The organism is Mucilaginibacter aureus (assembly GCF_053514885.1).
This window is the reverse complement of record NZ_CP170601.1, coordinates 2,133,159-2,144,979: the sequence shown is the minus strand read 5'-3', so window position 1 is coordinate 2,144,979 and position 11,821 is coordinate 2,133,159. Positions and strand designations below refer to the sequence as shown.

Here is an 11,821-nt window from a genome sequence, read left to right as displayed (position 1 = left end):
CCCCAACCAAAAAACTAATTTTGCACCTGTGAATAAATACGTTTTTAGTCTTTTACTTTTGCTGATGGGATGTGTGGCCGTGGCTCAAAACAGGTCGAACGGAAAGCCCACCATCGTTCAGCTCATCAAGTCGACGACGACCCATACCATAACCTTGGATGGTAAAACCATTACCAAAGTTTACCAGGGCGTATTTCAGCAAGACAATTCTACGTTCCGTTCGGATAGCGCGTATCTTTACCAGCAAGACAATGCATTGGATGCCTTTGGCCATGTTGTTATTACCCAGGGCGACACTTTGCATGTATTTTCGGATAAGTTAAATTACAACGGCAACACCAAACAGGCCATACTGACCGACCACGTAAAAATGGTTGATAAGGATGCAACGCTAACCACCAACTTTTTTACTTATAACACCGGTACGCGCTACGGCACCTATACCGGCGGCGGCAAGCTGGTGAATAAAGACAATACGCTGATCAGTAAAAACGGGTATTACTTTGCCAACTCGCGCGATGCTTATTTTAGGTACGATGTAGTTTTAACTACAACCGACGCCATTATTAAAACTGATACGCTGCGGTATAACTCGGGCTCACGCATTGCCTATTTTTATGGCCCCACCAATATTTACGGCAAGGATAAAGACACCCTGTATACCGAAAACGGCACTTATAACACCCAAACCGAACAGGCTTTTTTTGGTAAGAAGAACCTTTATAAAAAAGGCACCAAAACCCTAACCGGCGACAGCTTATTTTATGACAGGTTAAAGGGTTATGGCCGTGCATCAAAACATGTGGTATTTACCGATAAGGAGCAAAGGGTGATCATTAAGGGTGGCCTGGGTGTTTATACCAAAGATGATGAACGCATGGTAATGTCCGTACACCCGTATGTTGTGTTGGTTACCGAAGATTCGGTAAAAAAGGATACATCGGCGATCAAAAATAAAGCACTCACTGCAAATACCGGTAAGGGCGTATTAAATACCATGCCTGTAAAACAGGATACAGGTATTGTTAAGATCAAACCACCCGTAAAAATCGATTCGGTTGCCCTTGTTAAGGCTAAACCACCGGTAGCCAAACCTAATAAAAACGGCAAAAAAGGCCTGATTACAAAAGCCGCTAACACCGAACTTAAACCGCTTGACCTGCGGTCGCCCGCGCTGTTGAAAAAGGATTCGTCAAAGGTTAAGCGCGATTCTATTTACTTATCGGGTGATACGATAGAAACACAGATCATTACTTACCAGCAGTTACGATACCTGCAGGAAAGCCGCCGGCTTGCCGGGTTAAAAGATAGTACCGTTAAGGCAACAGTATCGGTTGTGTATACCAAACAACCAAAGGTTTTAACACTGGATGAGCCGCATTACTTTAACAACAAGGATTATCTGCACCCTAACTACTTCCCAAAAAAGGTGGCAGCGGTTGATACATCGCAAAAAGCGAAAGCCATAAAGGCCGCAAAGTTAAAACTTGCGCCAAAAAATCCCGGGCTCGATTCGGTGTACATGACACGTAAAGTTAACCTGAGTGATACCGCGCGGGTACGGATACTGGTGGCTGCGCATCATGCCCGGATCTTTAAATCTGACCTGCAGGCTGTGGCCGATTCGATATTCTTTACCTATGCCGATTCGATAGCGCGGATGTATGTAAACCCCATGATCTGGTCCAATGGTTCTCAAATGTCGGGAGATACGGTCAATCTGCAGATGAAAAATAAAAAGGTGGATAATATTGAAATGTTCTCTTCGGCGTTCATTGTCAATGTCGACAAAAAGGATTCAACCCACTTTAACCAGGTTGCCGGGCGAAAGATGCGTGGCTTTTTTAAAGATAACAAGATCGACGTAGTATACGTAGATGGCAACGCACAGACACTTTATTATGATCGCGACAGCGTAAAAATTAACCAGGTGCACAAAAGTGTAAGCAGCCGTATTAAAGTAAACTTTGTCCCTAAAGGCGATGTAGTAACCTGGTACAGCGATGTAGTGCACAAAGATACGCCCTTAAGTAAGCTAAAAGAGGATGATAAGATATTGAAGGGCTTTTTATGGAAGCCTAAGGACAGGCCGGTATCAAAAGAATCGGTGATCAACCCGCCACCGGTAGTTAAAGAGGACAGTAAAAAACCGACTGATAAAAAGGGTGCCCCCACGAAAAAACCAGCGGTTAAACCATCCGCCGGTACACCTCAACCGCCAACTGTAACCCGGCCTAAAACCGATTCGCTAAAAACAAAGACCGACACTTTACCAAAGGTTTTACTTAAACCGGCTTTAAAGATCAATACATCAAAACCCGATACTTCTAAACTAAAAAAACAATGAGCAAGCCAGCGAGCAACGTATTTCAAATTGAAAATGAAATTGAATGGGAAGATCAGAAGAATGGCATACAACGCCAGGTATATGGTTATAACGACCAGATCATGCTGGTAAAGGCCAAATTTGAAAAAGGTGCCATTGGTACGCTGCACAGCCATCCGCATACGCAGGTAACCTATGTAAGGGGCGGCGCTTTTGAAGCCACCATAGGCGATGAAAAACGTATTATAAAAGACGGCGATGGCTTTTACGTTGCCCCCAATGTAATACACGGTGTGGTTTGCCTGGAAGCCGGTACTTTGGTTGATGCCTTTGCACCGATGCGTGAGGATTTTATTTAGTGAATTTAGCAGAGAATTTTTCTAATTCCACGGCTTCAGGAAAGTGGTCGTGGAATTTTTTTGACAATTCTTCATTTGCGAATTTCACAATCGTGTAACTACTATCGAAACAAACAATTTCCAATTCGGCTTCCGGATATTGGATATTACCATTTTTCCAGATCAACCTTCCTTCGACAAAAGGCAGATTAGCATTGTCGACAACAATATCAAATACTTTAGGCACACCCAATATCATTCCCCAATAAAATTGAACGTCTGCATTAAGCACTTGATCAAATTGCGCTGGCGATAGAATAAAGCATTCGTCTTCCCTGTTGATCAGAAAGCCTTCCGGATATGGTCCTGTCTCAACATCGGTAATTATCCAATTATAATCTTTGATCTCTTCCCTTAAGGGGGCAAGTACCTCATGCAAATGAGTATGAAATTTTATTTTATCACTGTATCTGATAACCCAGTTCATATCCCTAAGGTATCTTTTATTGACTTAATCCTATACTCATTTTTATTTTAATAGTAACATACCAGTTACAATTCATATTTTTTCTAAATTGCAAATAAATGTTGTGCTAACATTATATGGGCTAATGTATTGCCGATATTTGCCGGGTACCCACTCAAAATGAATTGTTTATGGATGTTGAAATTTTAGCCCGCATACAGTTTGCCTTTACCATCGCGTTCCACTACATCTACCCGCCGTTAAGCATCGGGCTTGGCCTGGTGATGTGTGTGATGGAGGGTCTTTACCTAAAAACCGGTAAAAAGTTATACGAACAAATGACACGGTTCTTCATTCGCATCTTCGCGCTGATATTTGGCATAGGTGTAGCTACCGGCATTGTAATGGAGTTTGAGTTTGGCACCAACTGGGCGGTATACTCCAGGTATGTGGGCGATGTTTTTGGGAGCGCTTTAGCAGCCGAAGGAATCTTCGCTTTCGCATTAGAATCGGGTTTTTTAGGTGTGCTGTTGTTTGGCTGGAACAAGGTTCGTCCATCGGTACACTTTTTTGCTACGGTAATGGTTACACTGGGCAGTATGTTTTCGGCGGTATGGATAGTGGTGGCCAACTCGTGGCAACAAACACCTGCGGGTTATCATATTGTAGGCACGGGTATGCATGCCCGCGCGCAGATCACCGACTTTTGGGCTATGGTGTTCAATCCTTCATCGGTAGAACGTTTAACACACGTTTGGCTGGGTTCGTTTTTGTCGGGCGCGTTTTTGGTATTGAGTATCAGTGCGTATTACCTGCGCCGTAAACGTTATGTGGAGTTTGCGCAATCGGCATTTAAAATTGCTTTGGTGGTTGCAACCTTATCCGCAGTAGCGCAATTGTGGGTTGGACATAAATCGGCAGATGTGGTGGCCAAATACCAGCCTGCTAAGTTAGCTGCTTTAGAGGGCCATTACGATGGCTCAAAACCCGGCGATCTGTACCTGTTTGGTTATGTTGACCAAAAGAAAAATGAAACGCATGGCTTTTATATTCCCGGCGGCTTAAGTTTTGTAACCCATGGCGATTTTAAAGCACCAGTTACAGGCCTTAACAACTTTAAACCCGAAGACAGGCCCAAAGCGGTAAACTTTGTTTTCCAGACCTATCATTTAATGATCGCCATCGGTATGTTTTTAATTGTGCTTACCCTGTACGCCTGCTTTTTATGGTGGCGCGGTAAGCTGTTCAACAAGCATTGGTTGATGGTCATCTTTTCTTTTTCGGTATTACTTCCGCAGATAGCTAACCAGGTTGGCTGGTACAGTGCCGAAGTTGGCCGGCAGCCCTGGGTGGTGTATGGTTTACTGCGCACTTCTAACGCATTATCGCAGGCAGTAACGGCAGGGCATATTGTATTTTCATTGATCTTGTTTACCTGGGTATACCTGGTGCTGTTCACCTTGTTTATTTACCTGTTGAACAAAAAGATAAAACACGGGCCGTTTGATGAGGAGAACCTGGATCATAGTCCGCGGCATATTGAAATGGCAGATTCTTTAGTATAACATACAATTAGCGATGGGTTCGAAACCCATCGCTAAAGTTAAAATATAACTATGGCAACACTTTTTGGCATCGATTATCCCACCTGGTGGTTTTTACTGATAGGCGCCGTATTTACGGGCTATATTATTTTAGATGGTTTTGACCTGGGCGCAGGCATGGTGCACTTGTTTTTAAATAAAGAGGAAAGTCGCCGTATCGCGTTAAACGCCATAGGTCCGGTTTGGGATGGCAATGAGGTTTGGATAGTGATTGGCGGCGGCGCTTTGTTTGCCGGTTTCCCCGAAGTGTATGCCTCGCTGTTATCTGCCTTTTATATCCCGTTCATGTTGTTTTTGATGGGGATCATTTTCAGGGCTATCTCTATCGAATTCAGGAGTAAAGAACCTATGCAATGGTGGCGGCGCATGTGGGATTTTAGCTATTGCGCTTCGAGTACGTTGATCGCTTTTTTACTGGGCGTGATTTTAGGTAACGTAACCCAGGGCATTAACATGGGACCCGATCATGTTTTCCGCGGCAGCTTTCTGGATTTTTTTAATCCATATGCGATGCTTACCGGGGTTACTACCATTGCGCTGTTAATGATGCACGGCGCCATTTACCTGGTAATGAAAACCGAGAACCGCCTGTACACCAAGCTCACCATTATTGTAAAAAACACTACTATCTTTTTTGTAATGATGATTTTGCTCACCTCATTTTATACCTTGTTGTACCTGCCTAATATGGCTATCGTTATCCGCCGCTTTCCGGAATTATTCATTATCCCGGTGATGATGGTTTTGGCTGTGGCTAACATCACCCGGCAGATCACTAAACGTAAATACCTGTACGCGTTTATCTCGTCGGCGGTTACCATTAGTTTGCTGATGGTATTGGTTGCTATTGAGCTTTATCCCAATATGCTGGTATCCACGCGGTCGCCGGCTTATAATTTAACGGTTTACAATGCTTGTTCATCCCAAAAAACATTGGGGATTATGCTTACTGTGGCAGCTATCGGTGTACCGCTGGTTGTGGCTTATACCACTTTTGTGTTTATTACCTTTAAGGGTAAGGTGAGTTTAGATGAGATGAGTTATTAAGAAAATATTAAGAACGTTGTCATTTCGACCAGCGGGAGAAATCTTCTGCTGTAGACCAGTAACGAAGCAGACGATTTCTTTTTTACAGCTCCTTCAAAAATTCTACCATTTTCTCCAGCGCCCTTGCACGATGACTAATGTTATTCTTTTCATCCATCGTCATTTCGGCAAAGGTGATGTTGTAGCCATCGGGTTGAAAGATAGGGTCGTAACCAAAGCCTTTTGCTCCGGAGCGTTCGTGGCGGATGGTGCCTTCAACCGTTCCTTCAAAAAAATGCTCTTCGCCGTTTAGTATTAACGATATTACGGTGATGAACCTTGCACGGCGGTCGGTTTTGTCTTTGAGGTTTTCAAGCACTTTATCAATATTCGCATCATGGTTGCCATGCTCACCGGCGTAGCGTGCGGAGTATACCCCGGGTTCGCCGTTCAAAGCGGTTATTTCCAATCCGCTGTCATCGCCAAAGCAATTGAGCTTAAATTTGTTGTAGATAGTTTGGCTTTTGATGGAAGCGTTGGCATGGAACGTTGTGCCCGTTTCGGCAATATCATCGGTAAAGCCAATAGCGTCCAAACTCAGTATATCAAACTGATGGCCAATTTTGGCGGCAACCTCCTCAATTTTATGGGCATTATTGGTAGCAAAAACTAATTGCTGCGGCATATTACAGTTGTTTCATTTGTTCCCAAAAGGCTTTAGCTTTTTCACGGTCCGCCAGCATATCGGTAAAGCTGTCGGTGTACAATGCTTTGAAATCATTTTTTTCCAACAACTGGTTAAATACCAAAGTGTCCCAACCCGGTAAAATACCCTCACTGCCCAGGATCAGCAAGCGCGAAGGCTTAAAGAAAGCATGGATCTGCTTCGCCGTTGCACCACTATGTTGCGCCAGGTTAATGATCGCCACGTCATCTAAACTCAATTCTTTACGCTGCAGGGTATTGGTTAGCGCAGCCAGGTGCTTTTCGTCCATGCCTTCCAGGCCCGGGTAATGGCAAACTATTAAAAACGCTTTCCCGTTTTTACCCCAATAATTAAAGCCTGAAACAGGTGTTTGTGTTGCAGGTTCGGGTTCTGAAACTACAGCTGTTTCATTAGCTGGTGCGGTCGACTGTGCTACAGGTGCTTCGGCTGCAACAGGCTCAACTTTAATTTCGGATGCTTCGATAGCAGGCCGCGCATCAACAACTACAGGTTCATCCGCTACAGCCACAACAGGCAACGGTACGACAAGGTTACCGATATCGTTCTTGCTGAGGTAGATCTGTTCGGTCAAAATAAACTGCAGTGCAGCCGGGTTCTCGATGATCATTTAACAAATTTTAACCAAAAATAGGCAAATTGTTCATACCTTAATCAGCATATTCGCAGTGCCAGGCTAAATGGTTTACATTGAGAAGATAATTTTACAATCAAACTCAATTTATTTTCCGAAATTCGGGGCCTCATTAGTTTTTAAACTGGTGATATATAATTTATAAGCAAAGAGATACATGAGAAAGTTTGGGTTAACCCTTTTTATTTTATTTACTACACTAACGTTTGTTAAAGCTCAATATAAAACCTTAGATAAAATTGCTGCAGTTGTTGGCAGCGGCATTATTTTACAATCGGACATTGAAAGCCAATACGCTACTTATCTTGCGCAGGGCAACCCGCCAAACCCGGGCATTAAATGCTACGTTTTACAACAATTGCTTACTCAAAAACTACTGGCACAACAGGCTGTTATTGATAGTGTTACCGTTACGGATGATGATGTTGATAACGAGGTTGACCGCCGTATGCGCAGCATGATACAACGTGCCGGCGGGCAGGATCGTCTGGAACAATTTTTAGGTCGTTCCATCATCCAGTACAAAGATGAAATGCGCCCCGAGCAAAAGGAGCAGATGATAGCCGAAAAGATGCGTCAGAAAATAACCGAAAAGGTTAACGTTACCCCTTACGACGTTAAAAAGTTTTACAACTCTATCCCAAAAGACAGCTTACCATCGTACAATAAAGAGGTTGAAGTAGGCGAGATATCTTTTATACCCAAACTAACCAGCGAAGAGAAGCAAGCTTACCGTACCAAAGCCGAAGAGTTACTGGCCCGTGTTAGAAAAGGTGAGGATTTTGGTAACCTTGCACGTTTATACTCGCAGGATCCGGGTTCGGCTCCTGATGGTGGTGACCTGGGTTTTGCGGATCGTTCGGGTTATGTAAAAGAATTTGCCGCTATGGCATTTAAGTTGAAAGCGGGCGAAATATCGCCGGTTTTTGAAACCGATTTTGGCTTTCACTTTTTACAGGTAATTGAGCGCCGCGGCGAGCAGGTGCACGTGCGCCACATATTGATCCGCCCGGAGCTAACCCAAACAAGCATTAGCCGCGCGAAAACAAAAGCCGACAGTATTTACAATTTGATGATCCATAATAAAAACATCGACTTTTCGGCAGCGGCAGGCTTTTACAGCGATGACAAAGACACCAAGTATAATGGCGGTATGATGCTGAATGCCGAAAATGTTCAAAGCCGTTCGACACTGATCCCCACTGATAAACTTGACCCGCAAGTGGCTTTGATAGTTGATACTTTAAAAGTTGGCGAAATATCAAAACCGGCTTTCTTTACCGCACAGGATGGTAAAAAAGACTATAAAATATTATACCTGCGCTCAAAAACCGATGCGCATAAAGCTAATCTGGCTCAGGATTTTCCGCGACTGAAAGAACTGGCCTACCAGGATAAAGTGAACCGCGTAGTGAGCGAATGGTTTGAAAAAAGGCGTAAAGATACTTATGTACGTATCGACCCTGGGTTTCAAACCTGCCCGCAGTTAAAAACATGGACAGTAACCGCAAGCGCCCCGGCTGCAAAGTAAAACAACCGTAAAACCTATGCAATACCAAAACGACGTTGAAGCGGCCGATGCCCTAAAAGCAGCCTACCAGGAAATACGCGCCGAAATAGGCAAAGTAATTATTGGTCAGGACGATGTTGTAAAATCGGTGTTGATATCTGTTTTTAGCAACGGGCATTGCCTGTTGGTTGGTGTGCCGGGTTTGGCAAAAACCTTACTGGTGCAAACCGTATCAAAGGTGCTCGACCTGAGTTTTAACCGCATCCAGTTTACACCCGACCTGATGCCTTCGGACATTATCGGATCGGAAATATTGGGCGAAGACAGGCATTTTAAATTTATCCGCGGCCCGGTATTTGCCAATATCATCTTAGCGGATGAGATCAACCGTACACCGCCAAAAACCCAGGCAGCTTTACTGGAAGCCATGCAGGAAAAATCGGTTACGGCAGCAGGGGTAACTCATCACCTTGAGCAACCGTTTTTTGTTTTAGCCACGCAAAATCCTATCGAACAGGAAGGTACCTATCCCCTGCCCGAAGCACAACTCGACAGGTTTATGTTTAATGTAACCTTACATTACCCAACCCTGGCCGAAGAGATACAGGTGGTTAAAAACACTACCGGTGCATCGGTAAACGATGTAAAAAAGGTATTGAACGCCAAACAGATCGTTTACTTTCAGCAACTGGTGCGCAATATCCCGATTACCGACCATGTATTGGAATATGCAGTTAAGCTTGCCGCCAAAACCCGCCCGAATACCGAAACGGCTACAGCCGATGTAAACCGCCTGTTAAGCTGGGGCGCAGGGCCAAGGGCATCGCAGTTTTTGGTATTGGGCGCTAAATGCCATGCGGTAATTTCCGGAAAGTACTCGCCTGATATTGAGGATGTGCAGGCAGTTGCCAAAGCCATATTGCGCCACCGTATTGTGCGCAGCTACCAGGCTGAGGCCGAGGGCATCAGTGCAGATCAGTTGATCGAGAAACTGTTTTGATCAACCGTAACGGAAGTAAACCGTAGTCTTACCTTTGCTTTTGGCGTATTCTAAATAATTTCGGAAGTTTCTGAGATCCTGACCGAAATTGTTACCGATAAATCCATCGCCCTTATCTTCGGTAAAATCCGAAAAATACACCTCATTATTTAGTGTATCATGTTCTGTGGCCGCAAGCTGCCGCGGAAGATCGTTAATACCGCCTAATCTATTTATAAATGTATTGATCAAAACGTCTATTTTATCAATGTTTCCTTCGAGTTTTACCCTATTGGCTTCAGCCCGATCTAACACAGCTTTTCTTTCATCGTCGTTGCGGGCTACACTCAAAAAAAATTCCATTCCCTCAGGCTCCGGATAGTCGTTCATATCGTACAACGGCAAAACATCAACCTTAGTTAACTTTCCGATCTGGTCCAGTTCCGGTTCACCGCTTTCTATTACATCTCGCCGGCTCATAAACCAGCAAAAGGTTCGGCTAAGCGAGTGTTTATGAAAATACAGGTCGTAATAGTCGGGGCTATTTAATATATCTTCGGGAGCTTCTGTCGCGAGGTGAATGTCGAGTCCCATGGTATCAATCAGGACATTTTAAGGCTATTGATAAAGGCGCTTTTCTTTTCATCGGCATACATGCCATAAGCATCGATGATCAGCCCTTTTAATCCAGATGCACTTTCGATGGCGTATACTACCGAACTATCTTCGGGATCGCTTGCACCTTCAAAACGGTACACTTCGGTAATTTTTAATTCGAGCGGGTTAAACTGCACGCCTTTGCTATCGCAAATCAGGTAATCGTCCTTATAATCAAATTCATCTACATAGCCGCGTGCTTTCAGATCGGCTAAAGCCTGGGTAACGGTTGCGTAATTGTATTGGTCGGCATTCATAACAATGATGTTTGGGTTGATATAACATAAATAAAAAAGCCCTGCATTTGTTTTAACAATGTACAAATGTGCAGATATGAAAATGTGCAGATGAATAATTAGCTATCCTGTTGGATAGCGTCAGTATTTACACATCTGCACATTCAAAATAAATCAGCCTCTGCTGATATGCACATTATTTTTTCAGTCCTATTTCGCGTAAGCGCTCATCCAGGTATTCGCCTGCGGTAATGTCGCTGTATGCTTTAGGGTGTTCGGCATCAATGGTTGATGGTAAGCTGGTCAGATCCATTTCAGAACGCGGGTGCAAAAAGAACGGAACTGAATAACGTGAAAATCCCATCAGTTCGCGCGGCGGGTTCACCACACGGTGTGTGGTCGATTTCAGTTTACCATTGGTTAAACGCTGCAGCATATCGCCTACGTTTACCACAATATCTTCGCCTTCGGCCTTAACCGCATACCATGAACCATCACGGGTCAATACTTCAAGGCCATCGGCGCTGGCGCCGATCAGTAACGTGATCAGGTTGATATCCTCATGTGCGCCTGCTCTTACCGCGTCGGGTGGTAAGGCATCCGGATCAAGGATAGGGAAATAGTGTAATCCACGTAAAATAGAGTTACCGTTATGGATCTTAGCGTCGAAATAGTTTTCGGGTAAACCCAAATAAACCGCAATGGCTTTCAGTATCTGCGCGCCTGAGGCTTCCAAACTTTTGTAAATACCCGATGTGATAGGATAAAAATCGGGCAGCTCTTTTACCTGTACATTTTCGGGATATTCATCCTTAACAGGGTCGCCATCGGCGACGGTTTGTCCTATTTGCCAAAACTCTTTCAAATCGGGCACCTTAAAACCTTTCGCGGTTTCTTTTCCTTTGCTGGTATAACCACGCTGCCCTGCCAGTTCGGGTATCTCGTAGCGTAATTTAACCTCTTCGGGCAGGGCAAAAACTGCTTTTACCTGTTTATACAATTCGTCTATCTGTTGTTTGCTTAAACCGTGATTAGTAATGGTAACAAAGCCTGTTTCGTTAAATGCTTTGCCCAGATCATCCGAGAATTTTTTACGCTGCTCAGCCGAACCTTTAACCCAATCGTTAAGGTCAAGACGTGGAATGTTTACTGTACTCATAACTTTAATTTAGATGTAAAGGTACAATTTATGGAATTTTATACGTAACCAACAAATTTTGGCGCATATTTTGTTTTACACATTATTTAGCAAACAAAATATTAATATAGTTTTAATGTAACTTTCATGCTAAACATTTTTTTACAATAAACGTTACCCATT

General features: G+C 43.8%; 12 protein-coding genes. 6 read left to right on the top strand and 6 right to left on the bottom strand.

What is annotated here, in order from left to right:
- The first annotated feature begins 28 nt into the window (after positions 1 to 28).
- Together ACFGVR_RS09055 and ACFGVR_RS09050 are read left to right on the top strand one after the other, a co-directional pair.
- Positions 29 to 2,347, top strand: coding sequence for an OstA-like protein (locus tag ACFGVR_RS09055; protein ID WP_448702488.1), 2,319 nt, complete (start codon positions 29 to 31; stop codon positions 2,345 to 2,347).
- Entirely contained in the window at positions 2,344 to 2,685 is a 342-nt protein-coding gene (locus tag ACFGVR_RS09050) for a cupin domain-containing protein (protein WP_448702487.1), read from the top strand. Before ACFGVR_RS09055 ends, ACFGVR_RS09050 begins: the two co-directional genes overlap by 4 nt.
- On the opposite strand, the gene ACFGVR_RS09045 is transcribed toward ACFGVR_RS09050, so the two are convergent.
- Positions 2,678 to 3,151 (bottom strand): hypothetical protein, encoded by a 474-nt coding sequence (locus tag ACFGVR_RS09045; RefSeq protein WP_448702486.1) that lies wholly within the window; start codon positions 3,149 to 3,151, stop codon positions 2,678 to 2,680. The two genes, ACFGVR_RS09050 and ACFGVR_RS09045, sit on opposite strands and share 8 nt — an antisense overlap.
- Positions 3,152 to 3,321: 170 nt before the next feature.
- Between ACFGVR_RS09045 and ACFGVR_RS09040 the strand changes: the two genes are divergently transcribed.
- Positions 3,322 to 4,695 (top strand): cytochrome ubiquinol oxidase subunit I, encoded by a 1,374-nt coding sequence (locus ACFGVR_RS09040; protein ID WP_448702485.1) that lies wholly within the window; start codon positions 3,322 to 3,324, stop codon positions 4,693 to 4,695.
- A gap of 51 nt (positions 4,696 to 4,746) precedes the next feature.
- A complete protein-coding gene (gene cydB, locus ACFGVR_RS09035; RefSeq protein WP_448702484.1) occupies positions 4,747 to 5,781 on the top strand; it encodes a cytochrome d ubiquinol oxidase subunit II in 1,035 nt (344 codons plus the stop codon).
- Positions 5,782 to 5,863: 82 nt separating this feature from the next.
- Here the strand turns inward: cydB and rdgB are convergent, their stop codons facing one another.
- Both rdgB and ACFGVR_RS09025 read right to left on the bottom strand, forming a co-directional pair.
- Complete coding sequence (rdgB, locus tag ACFGVR_RS09030) at positions 5,864 to 6,445, bottom strand: RdgB/HAM1 family non-canonical purine NTP pyrophosphatase (protein WP_448702483.1); 582 nt, start codon at positions 6,443 to 6,445, stop codon at positions 5,864 to 5,866.
- 1 nt (position 6,446) lies between these two features.
- Positions 6,447 to 7,094: a hypothetical protein gene (locus ACFGVR_RS09025; RefSeq protein ID WP_448702482.1), complete on the bottom strand. Its 648-nt coding sequence runs from the start codon at positions 7,092 to 7,094 to the stop codon at positions 6,447 to 6,449.
- Positions 7,095 to 7,275: 181 nt separating this feature from the next.
- Here ACFGVR_RS09025 and ACFGVR_RS09020 point away from each other — a divergent pair, with 181 nt between their 5' ends.
- Both ACFGVR_RS09020 and ACFGVR_RS09015 read left to right on the top strand, forming a co-directional pair.
- Positions 7,276 to 8,649, top strand: a complete 1,374-nt coding sequence (locus tag ACFGVR_RS09020; RefSeq protein WP_448702481.1) for a peptidylprolyl isomerase — start codon at positions 7,276 to 7,278, stop codon at positions 8,647 to 8,649.
- A 16-nt stretch (positions 8,650 to 8,665) separates the two neighbouring features.
- Positions 8,666 to 9,628, top strand: coding sequence for an AAA family ATPase (locus ACFGVR_RS09015; protein WP_448702480.1), 963 nt, complete (start codon positions 8,666 to 8,668; stop codon positions 9,626 to 9,628).
- Here the strand turns inward: ACFGVR_RS09015 and ACFGVR_RS09010 are convergent, their stop codons facing one another.
- The 3 genes from ACFGVR_RS09010 to ACFGVR_RS09000 all read right to left on the bottom strand — a co-directional run bounded on the left by ACFGVR_RS09010 (position 9,629) and on the right by ACFGVR_RS09000 (position 11,659).
- Complete coding sequence (locus tag ACFGVR_RS09010) at positions 9,629 to 10,201, bottom strand: hypothetical protein (protein WP_448702479.1); 573 nt, start codon at positions 10,199 to 10,201, stop codon at positions 9,629 to 9,631.
- Between the two features lie 8 nt (positions 10,202 to 10,209).
- Positions 10,210 to 10,521, bottom strand: coding sequence for a phosphoribosylpyrophosphate synthetase (locus ACFGVR_RS09005; RefSeq protein ID WP_448702478.1), 312 nt, complete (start codon positions 10,519 to 10,521; stop codon positions 10,210 to 10,212).
- 175 nt (positions 10,522 to 10,696) lie between these two features.
- Positions 10,697 to 11,659, bottom strand: a complete 963-nt coding sequence (locus tag ACFGVR_RS09000; protein ID WP_448702477.1) for an isopenicillin N synthase family dioxygenase — start codon at positions 11,657 to 11,659, stop codon at positions 10,697 to 10,699.
- Positions 11,660 to 11,821: the final 162 nt, after the last annotated feature.